Raw genomic sequence first — 15,358 nt, forward strand, 5'->3', positions numbered from 1 at the left:
CATGATGCGGACGGAGTGGTAGGCGCGGCAGCTCGTTATCGCATGCGGGTGACGGTGAGCGTCCCGTGCCTGCCGGTGCCGGCGAGGACCTCGACGACAAGGTTGCTCTCGACCCGGGTGTACGTCTCCCCGTCCGCCCGCCGCTCCCCAACAACCTCGGCCGCGGCGAGCGCCTCGCCGATCCTGCCGACGAGTACGGGGTTGAGTCGCGCGGACAGCCGGATGGGCCCGCCCTCATCACCGATGGCGAGCGCGAGCCGGTGTGGCCGGCGCCGGGGGCCGAGGTATCCGACGACGAGCGCGTCTTCGGTGTCGGCATGCCGGACCTTGGTCCATCCGCGGCGGCCGGCGGGGTAGCTGCCTGTCCCCTTCTTGCAGACGATCCCCTCGATGCCCTGCTCTTGGAGCCCGTCGTACCAGGCGATGGCCACTGCCCGGTCGTCGGTGGCGGGCACGGCTTGGATGGGTGGCGGGATGTCGTGGAGGAGTTCGACGAGCAGCTGCCGCCGTTCCGTGTAGGGGAGTCCTGCGGTCTGCCCGTGCTGGGGGTGTTCGAGGATGTCCCAGGTGGCGTAGCTGGCGGGGTGTTGTGCGGCGAGCGCCCGTGCCCGGGTGATGGTGGAGGCGGCCCGGGATTGGGCTGCGGCGAAGTCGATGCGGCCGTTTCGCCAGATGACGGCTTCTCCGTCGAGTGTGGTCCCGGATGGTAGCTGCATGGCGGCGACGGCGAGGTCCATCCAGTGGCTGGTGACGACCCTGCCGGAGCGGGCGTAGAGGGTGACGGTGTCGTCGGTGCGCTGGAGGATGGTGCGGTGCCCGTCGAATTTCGGTTCGTACCACCAGTTCGGCCCGTGGGGGATGACGGGGACGGCTTTGGCGAGGGCGGGCCGGACGGGGTGTTCCACGTGTTCAGGGTGCGTCAGGGTTGTGGTGGTGGCATGCCGAGTGGCCTGTCTGGGCGGCATGCGTCGCAGGGTTTCGCTCCGTCGCCGAGTTCTGCGCGGGCGCGTTCGGTGGTGATGGGTTGGAGGGTTTTTCCTGCTGCCCAGCAGTCGCCTCGGTGGATTTGGGTGGTGGGTGTGCCGATGCCTGCTTGGACGATGCCCCAGTCGGGGGTGCGTGGCTGTCGTGGTGGGGCTGGCGGGGGTTCGGGTGCAGGTTGCTGCTGTTGTTCGACGTCTTTGATCTGCTGCCGGACGCGGTCGAGGGTGAGGGTGAGCCATGTTTCTAGGGTGCGGAGGCGGTCGAGGTCGGGCGGCAGATCGTACATACGTTCGAGTCTAGTGTGGCCCGCGTCCCGCTTCACGTAGACCGAGAACTAACGTGACCTAACGGCAGACAAATGAGTCGCGCCGCGCTACTCTCGTAAGGCAGGCATTAATCCATGTCTGTAGAAACGAGGACTGGTGAAGATCACGATCACCGTCGAGCAGCCCACTGGGGACTTCCAGCAGAAGCTCCTGACCCTGCTCGCCGACCACGCCGCCGACATCGAACCCGACGCCACCTGGACCAAGGAGCGCGCCGAGCGCCTCTACCTGGCCCTGCCGACCAACGCGCGCCGCATCATCAAGGAAGCCGCCAACCGTGGCGGATACGTCTCCGCCGACGACCTCCGCAGCGGAGAGGACAGCAGCCTGCGCGGCCACAGCGCAGCCATCAAGCGAGCCGTCGACCGTGGGGCACGCGAAGGCTGGTGGCCGGACAGCCTTGAGTCACCGGTGCAGGCGCAAGGCCCCGGCTTCGGAAAGGTCGTCGGCTACCTCATCCCCGACGACCTCGTCGAGACCTTCAAGTACGCCGCCAACAAGCCCACCCGCGACTGGTAACTCACCCCACCACAAGGAGGCACGACCATGGGACGTGAAGTCCGACGAGTTCCGCTCGGCTTCGACTGGCCGCAGAACAAGGTCTGGGAAGGGTTCCTCAGCCCCGACAAGTTCGACGAGGACCCCTGCCCCGACTGCAAGAGCGGCTATTCGCCGCAGGCGCAGAACCTGTACGACCTCTGGTACGGAAAGATCCCCTTCGACCCGGCCAGTACCGGATCGACGCCGTGGCGGCACGACAGCCCTGCTGTCCGAGCGTTCGCCGAGCGCAACGTCGGCAACGCCCCCGACTACTACGGGACCGGCGAGATCTCCATCGTTCGCGAGGCGCAGAGGCTGGCAAGCCTGTTCAACGGGCAGTGGTCCTGCCACCTCTCGCAGGACGATGTCGACGCACTGGTAGCGGGCGGACGGCTCTACGACTTCACGCACGACGTGGTTCCCGGCAAGGGGTGGCAGCCCAAGCCCACCCCTGTGGCGCCGACTGCCGCCGAGGTCAACGAGTGGTCGCTCCGCAGCATGGGACACGACAGCATCAACGCCCACGTCGTCATCAAGGCCCGCTGTAAGCGAGAGGGTGTAACCGATACCTGCCCGACCTGCGATGGGCACGCTGGCTTGGAGAGGTACGAGGGGCAGCGCGCTGAGGCTGAAGCGTGGGAGCCGACCGACCCTCCCGAGGGTGAAGGCTGGCAGCTGTGGGAGACGGTCAGCGAGGGCTCTCCGATCAGCCCCGTGTTCGACTCGGCGGACGGTCTGGCTGGGTGGATGTCGGACCCGGCGCGCGGTGACCGTTGGGTGCCTGGTGATGTGGCCAGGAAGTTCGTTGAGGAGGGCTGGGCTCCGACTGGCGTCTTGTCTGCCGGTCATGGGTTCCAGTCCGGCGTAGAGGCGATCGGCTGGAACGACAAGGCCTGAACGCGCAGCGCGACGCCCCGGCCAAGGTCTAGTTGGCCGGGGCGTCGCCGTGTCAGCGTATCGCCCACCCTGCCCGCGCCTGCCCTGCCACACTGGCGTTGCCCCCGTCGCCTCCCCCGTCGACGGGGGCACCCCGAGGAGGACACCGTGAACGACTGCGGCATCAGCGAGACGAACAACCCGCGCGTCCGGGTGCTCTGGGAACGCGAGGGGAAGACGGTGACTCTGCACCTTGCCGTGGAGCCCGTGCCTGCACCCCAGATCGCCACGACCCTGCCGCCCACGCCACGCCAGGACTGATCAAGCCCGGCCTGTCAGCGCTCGGTCGTAGGCTTGTCACATCAACCCCCAGGGCTCACGGCCCGCGAACAAGGGGATTGCTTACCGCCCCCATCCTGGCTGCTCCCGGGACGGGGGCGGGGCTGCGTCCGGGGCTTCTCGACAGCGCCCAGGCGCTTGGTCATCCGCTCGAACAGTGCAGCGGCGGCCTGCTTGTCGGCCTGGGACGGTGATCCGTCGGGCCGTGCCACGTTGAGCGCCGCACGCAGCTCGCGCTTCGTGAAGTACAGGGTGTACACCGCGTCCTCGTCGACTTGGGCGGCGGCGTGGGCCTCTGCGAAGGTCGTCATGCCCCGCTAACGGGCCCGCCAGCGGAAGGTCACCTCAACCGTCCGTGGCGTCCTCCGGGTGCAGCACGATCTTCTTTGCCGCCTGCTCCAGCTTCAGGCGGCTCTGCTTCGGCTCCTGTGCGGCCTCGGCTGTCACCGCAGCCTGGAACGTTTCCGCAGCCTCAAGCCACGGCCGCCAGCCTTCCTGTGTATACGGCTCGGAGGTTGCCACGCGCTGCGCCTCGACAGAGGCACGGCACAGCTCGATCAGGTTCTCACTCGGATTCGCCACGGCCGGAAGCCTAAACGAGGGGTCTGACAACGGCCGGGCTGCCATGCAGGTCAGGGCGTCACTTCCGCAGCACCGCGCACGCGATCATGCCGCCTCAGCCACATCCCCGCGCACCGCCGCAGCCCACTCCACCAACAGCTCCTGATACCGCAGGCGGCCCTCCACGGACACCAGACCACCCGCCTCCAGCAGCCCCCGAATCTCCTCATTCACCACAGCCAACGAGCGGGCACGCGGCGGCTGGGTCGGAGGAGTCGGCATGCCCGCAGTCTACGGGCGAGGTGTGACAATCAGCCCAGCCCGCAGCTCGTAGGATGCCCACATGATTCGTGCAGTCGTGTTCGACGTCGGAGAATGCCTCGTAGACGAAACCCGGGAGTACGGCACCTGGGCCGACTGGCTCGGCGTACCCCGCCACACCTTCGCCGCCATGTTCGGCGCCGTCATCGCCCAAGGCCGCGACTATCGCGAAACCTTCCAGGCCTTCCGCCCCGGCTTCGACCTCTACGCCGAACGCGACGCCCGCGCGGCAGCCGGCCAGCCCGAACACTTCGACGAAACCGACCTCTACCCCGACGTCCGCGACAGCCTCAAGGCCCTCCGCGCCGACGGGCTGTGGCTCGGCATCGCAGGCAACCAGACGGTACGCGCCGGCGGGATCCTCCGCGAACTGTTCACCGACGACGTCGACCTCATCGGCACCTCGGACGACTGGGGCGCCAGCAAACCCGACCCCGAGTTCTTCCACCGCGTCGCCGCCGTCGTCCCCGCCGAACCCGACGAGATCCTCTACGTCGGCGACCGCGTCGACAACGACCTCCGCCCCGGCGCCGCCGCAGGCATGCACACCGCGCTCATCCACCGCGGGCCCTGGGCCACCATCCAATGGCACACCGAGGAAGCGGAGAAACTCCCCACCTTCCGGGTGGAGAGCCTCCTCGAACTGTCCCCGCTCATTCAGCAGTTCAACGGGCAAGGGCGCTGACGGTCGTCGACCACCCGTACAGGCGCTCATCCAGGTCCCGCACACACTGCTGATGCTGGTGCGGGGCCAGCGCCCTCCGCACGTCCCGCACCCGCTCCATGCCCGTCGCGTACCAGGTGACCTCCAGTTGATCGAGGGCCTCGCACGCGTACCCGCATGCCGCCTCCGGGTTCCCCGCGGCGACCTCGACCGCGGCCAGGTCGCCGAGGATCACGGACCGTTGCTTCTCCTCCGCCGGGGGCAGTGCGTCGAGGACACCCTGGAGGGTGGTGCGGGCCTGCGGCAGGTGCCCGGCCTTCAACTGGGTGTTGCCCTTGAACGCGGCCAGCCGGACCGGGCTGAACCAGTCCAACCACGGCGGGGACTCGTGCTCGCCGCCTGCGGCCAGCACGTCCTCGCCGTGACCGATCAGGTGCAGGGCGGTCTTCGAGTTCCCGCACCGGGTCTCGCACTCGGCCTCGACCGCGTCCAGCCACGCCAGCAGCTCCGCCGAGGCGGGACCGCGACGGGCATAGGTACGGGCCGCGGTCATCCGCTCCACTGCATTGTCCCGACGGCCTGTCCAGGCGGGGATGAACGCGGTGTGGGCGAGGATCGCCGCCCCCAGCAGACTGTCGTCAGCCTCACCGGCGGCCTGTAGCGCCCGGTGCCAGGTGGCGCCGGCCCGGTCGGCTTCACTCAGGTCGAAGAACTCAATGCGCCCGGCGAGCAGCCACGTCTCCGCAAGGGCAGCAGCCACCGCCTGCCGGGTGCGGCCCGCGGACTCGGGAAGCAGCGCACACCCGAGAGTGGCGTGAGCAACCGCAGCCGGATGCAGGGTCGCAGGGGCCACCGACCAGTACAGGCGCCGGTGCGACCGGGTGACCGCCTCGTAGTCGGCAGCCACGGACGCGGGCTGGATCGTCGCGGAGGCCTGCGACGGCACCGCGGCCAGGCCCACCGCGGCGGCGGTTCCGGCGATGAGGGTGCGGCGCACCGGGTCATGCCCGGCCGGCGGGGTGAATCCGAGGGCTTCGAGGTCCTGGCCGAGGACCCGTGTGAGAGCCTGCTGAAGGTCGGGGTGCGGCCACGGCGGCGCTTCGGACTCCCACCGGCGAACCTGACGCACACCGACACCGAGGGCATCGGCGAGGGCCTGCTGAGAGTGGTAACCCGCGGCAAGGCGGGCGGCTTTGAGTCGGGTGTTGCTGGGTTTCGGCGGCACGCTGGTCCTCCATCGTGGCAAGTGCCGCCCAGTTTCACATCGGGCCCTGCGGGTGGCCAGTCGTACTCCCGATGGGCGCATCAAAGTCCTCTTCTGTGACGGCAAGAGTCCTCTGAGAGCCCTCGGAAACCCGCACTCGTAGGTCCAACCTTGGTGGACGATCACCCAGCCACCGGGAGAACCCAGTGCCATCCACCACCACGATCAAGAACTGCCGGTTAGAGCCCGCCGGAGACACCTGGGATGCCGTCCGCGTCCCCCGCAGTGTCGGCAGCGACGCCGTCGCCATCCTCGGCAGCCGAGCCGGAGCAGCCCTCCAGGACCCGCACGAAGGATGCCTGTACTTCTTCATCGCCCCCGGCACCGCAGACTCCTGGAAGCCCGAGGATGCGCCCGGCGCCCGGATCCTCGGGGCGGGGTCGCATGTGGTGTTCCCCCCGCCGAGACGCACACAGGGACCCGGCCCGCACTGGCGGATCTGCCCCGGCGACGACGGACTCCTCACCGACACCGCCGCACTCCGGGCCGCACTGGAAGACGCAGCATCCGCAGCGGTCCGCCGGTGACCGACATGGCAGCCGAACGCCAACTGCCGGCCCTCGCCGAGCTGACGTGGGACCAGTCCGCGGGCCGGGCCTGCGTGTGGTGCAAGCAGCCCCTCGACCGCGGCGCCGTGCCGGCCGGGGTGATCCGGGAGCGGGACGGGGCGCACGTCCTGGACACCGAGGTGTGGGCCGGGCCGTGCTGTGCTGGGGGAGGGGTGTGAGCGAATCGGTTTCGGCCACGGGCACCGGAGGGTCACAAGCCCACCGACGAGTCCCTCGGTAAGGGCTTCCTTGCCTCTGGGCTGCGGTTATACGCGCGGTGAACCTGACGGGTGGTTAGGCCATCAGTTTCCGCAGGACACTAGTTTTTTGGTCAAAAGTGAGCAAGGCTCGATGGGCTGACTGACCCCAGAGTCAGTAGGCGCAGCCTGTCACCGGCCGCGCAAGCGGATCAACCAGCGATCAATGGGGAGGACGAGATCAGCAGTCTCCACCGGAGCACCGTCCTCACCGAGGCGAGTCCGCACCAGACGAAACGCCGTCATATCCACCAGCAGGCCCAGAGCGTGAGCCTGATCCGCGGTCAGCGGTGCTGTGCCCACCTCCACCACATGGCTGACGTGAGCCCTACGCTGCCCGCGCCACCACGACGACACGATCATCGCCGAATGGCCACCGGGATCGAGGCACTCCACGGTCTCGTGGTGCAGCATCAACCCGGGCCGGACGCCGAGCCGCGCGGCAAGTTCCTCGGTCGCGGGCCGCGGGCGGGTGTCGGTGGTCTCGCTGCTGTACGGCCAGGGCAGGTCGGCGTTCGTGAGGGTGCGCACAGCAGGAGGATGCGCCACCGTGACGTGACGACCCTTCTCTCCGTCGAGAACACCACTCCTGCGGAGCAGGTCGTAGGTGAGGCGCATCGTCTGCTCGTGGACCCGGTACTCGACGGCCATGTCGCGGCGCGAGGGCAGCGGCTGACCGATGGTCCACTCGCCGGCCCGGATGCGGCGGCGGATGTCGGCGGCGATGCGCCTGTGCGCCGCTTCTGGCATCCGAACCTCTTACATCGATCGATGATCATCGAGTGAAGTTCGAACCTATGAAGTGGGACGGCCTCCTGATATATCAGGAGGCCGCTCAGCTTGAAGATCAGCTAACGAGAGCGACACCCCACCCTCATTCACGACCGAGCACGAGAGAGCGCACATGAGCAAGCACGAGATTCTGAGCCTGTACACATGGACGGCGGGCGCCTGCTTCCGGCACCCGGCAGACGGGGTGATGGAGACCGCGGTCGTCAGGGAACTGCATCCTCGCTCCGGACCTGCAAAAACGGTGCGCGCCTGCGAGCGGTGCGTGCTGTCGATGGAGACCGAGCGTGAACAGATGGCCCGGGAGCTGGGTTACGACTACGAGCCGGGGCACGCAGGAGCGCCGTTTCCCCCTTGAAGGCCAGTTCAGAGGGCCCCTCCCCGGGGAGTCTCTGGGGAGAATCTGGGGAGTGAAGCCCGTTCGGGGAGGCCACGGGGAGACTCAGGAATGGAACTCGCAGAAGCTCAAGGGAACTCGCGGGAACTCAAAGGAAGCAGGTCAAGGGCCTGAGAAGCCTCCGCGGATCACATCTGCCCACGTCAGTTCCACCATGGCTGCCGGAAGTAGTAGTTCAGGCCCAGCCAGTCCAGCGGGGTCGCGATCGTCTCCAAGTCGCCCGGCTGTACCGGAAGTTCGACGCCGTACTCCTCCACCATGTCCTGCGGGTAGCCGCGCCCCAGGATCGGGTCCAGCCACCAGCGGTTGATGTGGCCGTCGGCGCGGCGGGCGGCGGCGAGGTCGGCCTCGCTCCCGCTCGCCGGCTCGATCGGGCTGAGGTTGTTGACGATGCCGACCCGGGCGTCCGAGGAGGCCGCCCGGATCGCCTGGACGGCGAGACCGTGGCCCAGGTGCAGGTGGTAGGAGGCGCGCACGGCGGCGGTGAGGTCGGTGAGGCCCGGTGCCATCCGGCCCTCCAGGTGCCCGATCCACGCCGAGCACAGCGGCTCGTTGAGCGTCGCCCAGTCCTTGACCCGGTCGCCCAGGCGCTCCACCACATGGGAGGCGTACGCCGCGAAGTGCTCCGAGGTCTCCCGTACGGTCCAGCCGCCCCGGTCCTGGAGCACCTGCGGCAGGTCCCAGTGGTAGAGCGTGGCGAACGGGGTGACGCCCGCCTCCAGCAGGCCGTCCACGAGCCGGTCGTAGAAGTCCAGGCCCGCCTTGTTGACCGGCCCGTCGCCGCCGGGCACGACGCGCGGCCATGCGATGGAGAAGCGGTAGGCGTCCGCGCCCAGTCGCTTGATCAGGCCGATGTCCTCAGGGACCCGGTGGTAGTGGTCGCAGGCGGTGTCGCCGGTGTCGCCGCCGTCGACCTTGCCCGGGGTGTGCGAGAACGTGTCCCAGATGGAGGGGGAGCGGCCGTCCTCGGCCACGGCTCCCTCGATCTGGTACGCGGCGGTGGCGACGCCCCAGGTGAAGTCGGCCGGGAGTGCGGTGAGGTCGGACACGTACTGCCTTTCTGTGGAAGTCACTTGACGGCTCCCGCGGTGAGACCGGCCACCAGGTAGCGCTGGAGCAGCAGGAAGCCCACGACGATCGGGACGCTGACGACGAGGGACGCGGCCATGACCTGGTTCCAGTACACGTCGTTCTGCGTCGCGTAGCCCTGGAGGCCGACGGAGAGGGTCCGGGTGGCGTCGTTCGTCATGACGGAGGCGAAGAGGACTTCGCCCCAGGCCGTCATGAAGGAGTAGACGGAGACCGCGACGATTCCCGGGACGGCGGCCGGTACGACGACCTGGAGCAGAGCGCGGACGGGTCCGCAGCCGTCGACCAGGGCCGCTTCGTCCAGGTCCCGGGGGATGGAGTCGAAGTAGCCGATCAGCATCCAGATGGAGAACGGCAGCGAGAACGTGAGGTAGGTGAGGATGAGTCCGCCGCGCGAGCCGTACAGGGCGACGCCGGTGCTGTTGCCGATGTTGACGAAGATGAGGAACAGCGGGAGCAGGAAGAGGATTCCCGGGAACATCTGCGTGGAGAGCACCGTGACGGTGAAGACCCGCTTTCCCCGGAACCGGTAGCGGCTCACCGCGTACGCCGAGAACACCGCGATGGTCACCGACAGCACCGTCGCCGAGCCCGCCACGATCAGCGAGTTGACGAAGTACTTGGCGAGCGGGACGGTCTCCCAGATGTCGAAGTACGGCTGGATCGTCAGCGTGGACGGGAGCCACTGGAACTTCCCCGACACGTCCTGGAGCGGCTTCAGCGAGCTGCTGACCATGACGTAGACCGGCAGCAGGACGAAACCGGCGAGCAGGGTGAGGATGATGCGCCGGGTCCACAGGAAGGACTGCGGGGCCGCCATCGGCGAGCGGGCCCGCGACCTGGTGGTCCGGGTCGGCCGTGTGAGGCTAGACATCGGCGCCCTTCCTTCCGCGCGAGGTGAAGAACAGGTAGACGGCCGTCACGATCAGGAGGAAGAGCAGCAGCAGGACGGACATCGCCGAACCGGTGCCGAAGTTCCAGGTGACGAACGACGACTGGTAGATGTGGATCGAGATCAGGTCCGCGTTCTCCGGCGCCGATTTCCCGAACAGCACGAACGGGGTGTTGAAGTCGTTGAACGTCCAGAGGAAGAGCACCAGGACCAGCACCTGGTTGACCGGGCGCAGCGAGGGCAGCGTGATGCGGCGGATCTGCTGCCAGATGCCCGCGCCGTCGATCGAGGCGGCCTCGTACAGTTCGCGCGGGATGTTCTGGAGCCCGGCCATCAGCATGAGGAAGGCGAACGGCCAGCCCTTCCACACCGAGACGATGATCAGGGTGTAGAGACTGTTGTCGCCGATCAGCCAGAACGACGGCTCGTCCGTGATGCCGAGCTGGTCGTGCAGGACGTGGTTGATCATCCCGTTGTCCCGCTGGAACATGAACGCCCAGGTGATGACGGCCGCGTAGACCGGCAGGGCGTACGGGACCAGGAAGATCGTCCGCAGGACGCCCCGCCCCCGGAAACTCTCCTGGAGCAGGATCGCTGCTGCTGTGCCGAGCAGCCAGGCCAGGCCGACGGAGAAGAACGTGAAGACGCAGGTGACGAAGAACGAGTGGAGCAGGGCCTCACCGATCGGCGCGTCGATGTCGACGGCGATCCTGTAGTTGTCGAGGCCGGACCAGGGCGCGGCGCCCCAGTTGTTGATGAAGAACTGCGTGAGCTGCCGGAAGCTCATCACGATCCCGATGACCATCGGGATGATGTGGATGAGGAGTTCCAGCAGGACGGCGGGCAGAAGCAGGAGATAGGGCAGTCCGCCTTGGCGGATCCGGTCGGGGATGCGCGGCAGTCTCCTGCGCGCACCCCCGGTGCCCCGGCTCGCACCCCTGCCGGTCGACTTGTCGACCTCGGGGTCCGTGATGACGGTGGCGGTCATGGATCAGGGCCTCACTGCTGCATCGTCTGCTGGGCCTTTTCCAGGCGCTCCTTGACGGATTCCTCGGTCACGGGGCGTCCGGCCGCCGCGTCCGCCCACAGCTCCTTGACGGCCGTGCCCACGGCCGTCTCGAACTGCGACTCGTTGGGGACCTGGGGGAGCGGGGCGGCGCTGGTGGCGAGGGTGTCGCGCAGGACCTTGAGGTCGGGGGCCCCGAACGCGGCGTCGGCCTGGGCGGCCTTGACCGGAGGGATGGATCCGTAGGTCTTGTTGAGCAGCTTCTGCTCGGCGTCGCTCGTCATGAACTTCACGAACTTCTTCGCGCCGTCGATGTTCTTGCTGTTCTTGAACACCGCCATGTTGATGCCCGCGACCATGGAGTTGACCTGCCGGCCCGTGCCCGGGGCGCCCGAGGGGACCGGCACCGGGGCCGCGCCCCAGTCGTCCGGCTTCATGCCCTGGGCGGCGAAGGTGGAGGCGGCGGCCTGCCACAGCACCATCGCCGTCCTGCCCTTGGCGAAGTCGGTGAGCGACTGGTTCTGGGCGTACTCCGCGTTGCCCGGGGCGATGATCTTGTCCTTGGCCATGAAGTCGATGTACTGCTTCACCGCCGCGACCGCACCGTCCGAGGTGAACGTTGCCTTGCCGTCCTTGTCGAAGAAGTCGGCGCCGTGCTGCTGGCCCAGGACGAAGGTCTGGTGGATGTTGTTGGAGAGGTTGCCGCCCTCGGCGCCCAGACCCCACTTGCCGTCCTTGGATATCTTCTTGCCGGTTGCGACGAGCTCGTCCCAGGTGGCCGGGGGCTTCTCGATGCCCGCCTCGGCGAACATCTTCTTGTTGTAGTAGAGGGCGTACGCCAGCGAGTACAGCGGCACGGCGGCGGGCGGTTCGCCCTCCTTGCCGGCCGAGGCGACCGCCGAGTCGACGAAGCGGTCCCGGCCGCCGATCGCCTCGAAGTTCGCCTCGTCCCACGGCAGGAGCGCGCCGGTCGCCTGGAGCGAGGCCGACCAGGTGTTGCCGATGTTCAGCACGTCCGGGCCCTGACCGGAGGTGGTGGCGGCGAGGATCCGGTTCAGCAGGTCGGCCCACGGCACGACCTCCAGCTTCACCTTGATCCCGGTCTCCTTCTCGAACTTCTTCAGCTCGGGGGTGAGGATCTTCTTGTCGGCCTCGATGCTGGGTCCCTGGTTGGACGCCCAGTAGGTGAGGGTCTTCGGCGACTCGTTGCTGCCGCCCGAGGTGGTTCCCCCACCACAGCCGGTGGCGGCCACGGCGATGGAGAGGGCGAGGGTGACGGCGCTTGCGGCTCTGAGATGACGCATGAGAGGTGGCCCCTTTCCGGGGATGGCTGCGTTCGGGAACCGAACGGCCTCCATGACTTAATTTATGCCGTGATTTAAGAGGTGAGAGAAGGTCGCGTCAAGGCCTTGGGCCGGGGTATGTTCCTGGACGGGAAGGAGCACCATGGCCGAGCGCAACAGACGAACCGTGCGTGACCTGCGGCGGGGCAACCGGGCGCGGGTATTGCAACGGTTGTATTTCGACGGGCCGCTGAGCCGTCAGGAGCTCGGCCCGGTCACGGGCCTGAGTTCGGGTTCCATCAGCAACGTCGTCGCGGAGCTGTCCGCCGAGGGCCTGCTGGAGGAGGCCGGCGTCGTCGACTCGGACGGCGGCCGCCCCCGTACGCTGCTGCGCGTCGCTCCGGACGGCGGCCTCCTCGTCGGCATCGACATCGGCGAGACCCGCGTCCGGGTCGAGCTGTTCGACCTCTCCCTCACCGAACTGGCCCGTACGGAACGGCTGTTGGCCCAGCATGGTTACGACGTCGAGCGCATCGTCGCCCATGTCCGCACCGGCGTCGCGGACGTGCTGCGCGACGCGGGCGCCGATCCGCGCCGGCTGCTCGGCATCGGGATCGGGGTCCCCGGCATCATCGAGCGCGACGGCCCCGAAGGCCCCGACGGCACCCGCGGCGCGGTGGTGCACGGCCAGACGATCGGCTGGCGCGCGGTCCCCTTCGAACAGCTGCTGCGCGAGGCGGTCGACGTACCGCCCGAGGTGCCGCTCTTCATCGACAACGGCGCCAAGACGCTCGGCCAGGCCGAGATGTGGTTCGGCGGCGGCCGGGGCGCGGGCGCCGCCGCCATCGCCCTGATCGGCTCGGGTGTGGGCGCCTGCGTCGACCACGGCGACATCCTCGACGAGGACCGCACCAGCCTCGCCCTCGAATGGGGCCACACGACTGTCCAGCTCCGCGGACGCCGGTGCCGCTGCGGATCCATCGGCTGCCTGGAGGCGTACGCGGGCGCGGAAGCCCTGCGCGAGCGCTGGCGGGAGGCGGGCGGCCCGCTGCCCGAGGGCGCCGACGACGAGACCGCTCTCGCCGCCCTGCTCGCCGCCGCCTACCCGGGGCGCCGTGCCACCCCGGACCCGGTGGCCCTCGCGCTGCTCGACGAGACGGCCGAATGCCTCGGCGCGGCCCTCGCCGACCTGGTCAACCTCTTCCTGCCCGAGCGGATCCTGATCGGCGGCTGGGCGGGCCTGCTCCTCGGCCCCCGCCTGCTCCCGGAGATCCGCCGGTACGCCAACGAGTACGCCCTGAGCCACGCGGCTGCCCGCACCACCATCGAGATGGGCCGCCTCGGCCCGGACGCGGTCACCGTGGGCGCGGCGACGCTCCCGCTCGCGGACTTCCTGACCCGGGGCGGCAGCCGCCCCGAGCCGGGCGGGTCGGGCACCCCACCACGTACGGCCTTCGAAGCGGTACGGGAACGGCACCGGACCCCGGTCAACTGAGGGGGCGTGCCTTGCCGGGCCGCCCTCGGCCTGCCGCCTCGCGCTGCGCTACCCAGCCCTGGTCCACCCGGCCCAGGTGCGCGTCCTGGGCGTCGGCGAGCGGGTGCGCCAGGGGAAGCGGCACGAAACGGCAGACGAACCGCATGCCCGCGTCGCCGCCATCGCCGTGGACCCGGTGCTCCCACTCCTCCGGTCCCTCCGGCGGTGCGTCGAGCAGGAGATAAGTCGTCAGCCGGGGCTGCCCGGTCCCGGGGTGCGGCCGCCCGTCCACGGCGATCCGCCGGACGACGCGGGCCCCGGTCAGCCCGGTCTCCTCGGCGACCTCGCGCAGGACGGCCCGCTCCGGATCCTCACCGGGCGCGACACCGCCCGCGGGCACCTGGGTGCCGGCCTCGGGGAAGGCCGGCTGGTCGAACACCAGCAGAGCGGGGGAGGGGTGACGCCGGATCACATAGGCGGCGACCCGGACGCGAGGCGGGAGAGGGGGCGAGGAAGAGGGAGAGGGAGAGGAAGAGGCCATGAACGGCATCCTCGCGCACGCCGGGGAGCCGTGAGCCCCCGCCTGACAGGCCTCAGGGGAGCCGTCGTTCAGGCCGACCCCCGCACCACCAGCTCCGGTTCGAAGATCACCGAGGTCACCGGGCCGTCCGGCCGCGCCAGCCGGTCCAGCAGCAGGCGGGTCATCTCCGCCGCCATCCCCTCCACCGGCTGGCGGACCGTGGTCAGCGGCGGACGGCAGGCCAGCGCCGCGCTGCTGTCGTCGAAGCCGACCACCGCCACGTCCCCCGGCACCGAGCGGCCGTGCTCCCGCAGGACATGGCAGGCCCCGAGCGCCATCAGGTCGTTGGCGGCGAAGACCCCGTCCAGGTCAGGGTGTTCCGCCAGCAGCCGCTCCATCGCCGCCTCGCCGCTCTCCTGGGTGAACTGCCCCTCGACGACAGGGATGTACGGGTGCCCATGGCGCGCCATGGTGTCCCGGAACCCCGTCAGGCGAGCCTGCCCCGCCGGGACGTCCAGCGGACCGCTGATCGTCGCTGTACGGCGGCATCCCCGGCCGAGCAGATGCTCCGCCGCCAGCCGTGCGCCGTCCTGGTGCGCGAGATCGACGTAGCTGACCGGGACCGGCCGCGCCGGGCGTGCGAACAGGACAGCCGCCAGGCCGGCTTCGGCGATGAGGGCGGGCAGCGGGTCCTCGGCGTGCGTGGAGACGACCAGGGCGCCGTCCGCGCTGCCCTGCCGCAGGTACGCCACCACCTCCTCGCGCGACCGCGAGGACTCCGCGAACATCAGCACCGGGTGCATCCCGCGCGGCCGCAGGTAGTTGACCACCCCGGTCACCACCCGGCCGAAGAACGGGTCGGCGAGGACCTGCGCGGTGAACGAGCTCCCGTCCCCGGACTCGGTGGTGTCTTCGGATTCTTCTGCCGCCCCCGGCTCGACACCCGCGCCCGACACCACCAGCGCGATGGCGTCGGCCCGCCGGGTGACCAGGGACCTGGCCGCCCGGTTGGGGGTGTAGCCCGTCACGGAGACCGCCCGGCGCACCGCCTCCTGGATCACCGGGTCGACATTGCGCACCCCGTTGACGACCCGGGAAACGGTGGCGCGCGAGACGCCCGCCGCCCGGGCCACGTCCTCCAGGGTGGGCGCTCCGGCCGACCGCAGATCATCCGTCATGAGCGCCTTTATAGCACTGATGGAGAGCGCTCTCCATGGAACGGTCTTCC

The 15,358-nt window shown here is 69.3% G+C and carries 19 protein-coding genes and 1 pseudogene; 7 read left to right on the forward strand and 13 right to left on the reverse strand.

The window, feature by feature from the left end; all coding sequences use genetic code 11:
- Positions 1 to 35: 35 nt before the first annotated feature.
- Both IE140_RS22855 and IE140_RS22860 read right to left on the reverse strand, forming a co-directional pair.
- Positions 36 to 905, reverse strand: a complete 870-nt coding sequence (locus IE140_RS22855; RefSeq protein ID WP_229826879.1) for an ATP-dependent DNA ligase — start codon at positions 903 to 905, stop codon at positions 36 to 38.
- 14 nt (positions 906 to 919) lie between these two features.
- Entirely contained in the window at positions 920 to 1,270 is a 351-nt protein-coding gene (locus tag IE140_RS22860; protein WP_167533423.1) for a DUF6233 domain-containing protein, read from the reverse strand.
- Between the two features lie 136 nt (positions 1,271 to 1,406).
- Between IE140_RS22860 and IE140_RS22865 the strand changes: the two genes are divergently transcribed.
- From IE140_RS22865 to IE140_RS22875, 3 genes are all read left to right on the forward strand, one after another.
- The gene (locus IE140_RS22865) at positions 1,407 to 1,829 is read left to right on the forward strand and encodes a hypothetical protein (protein WP_150193262.1); all 423 of its coding nucleotides are present in this window, start codon (positions 1,407 to 1,409) and stop codon (positions 1,827 to 1,829) included.
- A 27-nt stretch (positions 1,830 to 1,856) separates the two neighbouring features.
- Entirely contained in the window at positions 1,857 to 2,747 is an 891-nt protein-coding gene (locus tag IE140_RS22870) for a hypothetical protein (RefSeq protein WP_150193261.1), read from the forward strand.
- A 147-nt stretch (positions 2,748 to 2,894) separates the two neighbouring features.
- Positions 2,895 to 3,047: a hypothetical protein gene (locus tag IE140_RS22875; RefSeq protein ID WP_167533428.1), complete on the forward strand. Its 153-nt coding sequence runs from the start codon at positions 2,895 to 2,897 to the stop codon at positions 3,045 to 3,047.
- Between the two features lie 41 nt (positions 3,048 to 3,088).
- On the opposite strand, the gene IE140_RS22880 is transcribed toward IE140_RS22875, so the two are convergent.
- From IE140_RS22880 to IE140_RS36435, 3 genes are all read right to left on the reverse strand, one after another.
- Entirely contained in the window at positions 3,089 to 3,376 is a 288-nt protein-coding gene (locus tag IE140_RS22880; RefSeq protein WP_150193260.1) for a hypothetical protein, read from the reverse strand.
- A 34-nt stretch (positions 3,377 to 3,410) separates the two neighbouring features.
- Complete coding sequence (locus tag IE140_RS22885) at positions 3,411 to 3,647, reverse strand: hypothetical protein (RefSeq protein ID WP_229826880.1); 237 nt, start codon at positions 3,645 to 3,647, stop codon at positions 3,411 to 3,413.
- Between the two features lie 84 nt (positions 3,648 to 3,731).
- Positions 3,732 to 3,860, reverse strand: coding sequence for a hypothetical protein (locus tag IE140_RS36435; protein WP_268252786.1), 129 nt, complete (start codon positions 3,858 to 3,860; stop codon positions 3,732 to 3,734).
- 109 nt (positions 3,861 to 3,969) lie between these two features.
- Between IE140_RS36435 and IE140_RS22890 the strand changes: the two genes are divergently transcribed.
- The gene (locus IE140_RS22890) at positions 3,970 to 4,632 is read left to right on the forward strand and encodes an HAD family hydrolase (RefSeq protein ID WP_150193258.1); all 663 of its coding nucleotides are present in this window, start codon (positions 3,970 to 3,972) and stop codon (positions 4,630 to 4,632) included.
- Here IE140_RS22890 and IE140_RS22895 read toward each other — a convergent pair.
- A complete protein-coding gene (locus IE140_RS22895) occupies positions 4,613 to 5,836 on the reverse strand; it encodes a helix-turn-helix transcriptional regulator (RefSeq protein ID WP_150193257.1) in 1,224 nt (407 codons plus the stop codon). The genes IE140_RS22890 and IE140_RS22895 overlap by 20 nt on opposite strands.
- Positions 5,837 to 6,407: 571 nt before the next feature.
- On the opposite strand from IE140_RS22895, the gene IE140_RS22900 reads away from it, so the two are divergent.
- The gene (locus IE140_RS22900; protein ID WP_150193255.1) at positions 6,408 to 6,602 is read left to right on the forward strand and encodes a hypothetical protein; all 195 of its coding nucleotides are present in this window, start codon (positions 6,408 to 6,410) and stop codon (positions 6,600 to 6,602) included.
- Between the two features lie 210 nt (positions 6,603 to 6,812).
- On the opposite strand, the gene IE140_RS22905 is transcribed toward IE140_RS22900, so the two are convergent.
- The gene (locus IE140_RS22905) at positions 6,813 to 7,430 is read right to left on the reverse strand and encodes a GntR family transcriptional regulator (protein ID WP_150193254.1); all 618 of its coding nucleotides are present in this window, start codon (positions 7,428 to 7,430) and stop codon (positions 6,813 to 6,815) included.
- Between the two features lie 154 nt (positions 7,431 to 7,584).
- Here IE140_RS22905 and IE140_RS22910 point away from each other — a divergent pair, with 154 nt between their 5' ends.
- Complete coding sequence (locus IE140_RS22910) at positions 7,585 to 7,827, forward strand: hypothetical protein (protein ID WP_150193253.1); 243 nt, start codon at positions 7,585 to 7,587, stop codon at positions 7,825 to 7,827.
- Between the two features lie 197 nt (positions 7,828 to 8,024).
- Here IE140_RS22910 and IE140_RS22915 read toward each other — a convergent pair.
- From IE140_RS22915 to IE140_RS22930, 4 genes and pseudogenes are all read right to left on the reverse strand, one after another.
- Positions 8,025 to 8,915: pseudogene (locus IE140_RS22915) on the reverse strand (family 1 glycosylhydrolase); the annotation flags it as partial.
- A gap of 20 nt (positions 8,916 to 8,935) precedes the next feature.
- Entirely contained in the window at positions 8,936 to 9,829 is an 894-nt protein-coding gene (locus tag IE140_RS22920; RefSeq protein ID WP_167533505.1) for a carbohydrate ABC transporter permease, read from the reverse strand.
- Positions 9,822 to 10,835: a carbohydrate ABC transporter permease gene (locus IE140_RS22925; protein ID WP_093437259.1), complete on the reverse strand. Its 1,014-nt coding sequence runs from the start codon at positions 10,833 to 10,835 to the stop codon at positions 9,822 to 9,824. The genes IE140_RS22920 and IE140_RS22925 overlap by 8 nt, the downstream gene beginning before the upstream one ends.
- A gap of 11 nt (positions 10,836 to 10,846) precedes the next feature.
- Positions 10,847 to 12,157, reverse strand: coding sequence for an ABC transporter substrate-binding protein (locus IE140_RS22930; protein WP_150195499.1), 1,311 nt, complete (start codon positions 12,155 to 12,157; stop codon positions 10,847 to 10,849).
- 142 nt (positions 12,158 to 12,299) lie between these two features.
- Here IE140_RS22930 and IE140_RS22935 point away from each other — a divergent pair, with 142 nt between their 5' ends.
- Entirely contained in the window at positions 12,300 to 13,631 is a 1,332-nt protein-coding gene (locus IE140_RS22935; RefSeq protein WP_093437254.1) for an ROK family transcriptional regulator, read from the forward strand.
- Here IE140_RS22935 and IE140_RS22940 read toward each other — a convergent pair.
- Positions 13,624 to 14,151 (reverse strand): NUDIX hydrolase, encoded by a 528-nt coding sequence (locus IE140_RS22940; RefSeq protein WP_229826881.1) that lies wholly within the window; start codon positions 14,149 to 14,151, stop codon positions 13,624 to 13,626. The genes IE140_RS22935 and IE140_RS22940 overlap by 8 nt on opposite strands.
- A 68-nt stretch (positions 14,152 to 14,219) precedes the next feature.
- Entirely contained in the window at positions 14,220 to 15,308 is a 1,089-nt protein-coding gene (locus IE140_RS22945; RefSeq protein ID WP_093437252.1) for a LacI family DNA-binding transcriptional regulator, read from the reverse strand.
- Between the last annotated feature and the right edge of the window lie 50 nt (positions 15,309 to 15,358).

It is taken from the genome of Streptomyces parvus (assembly GCF_014648875.1).
Taxonomy (GTDB): Bacteria; Actinomycetota; Actinomycetes; order Streptomycetales; family Streptomycetaceae; genus Streptomyces; species Streptomyces parvus.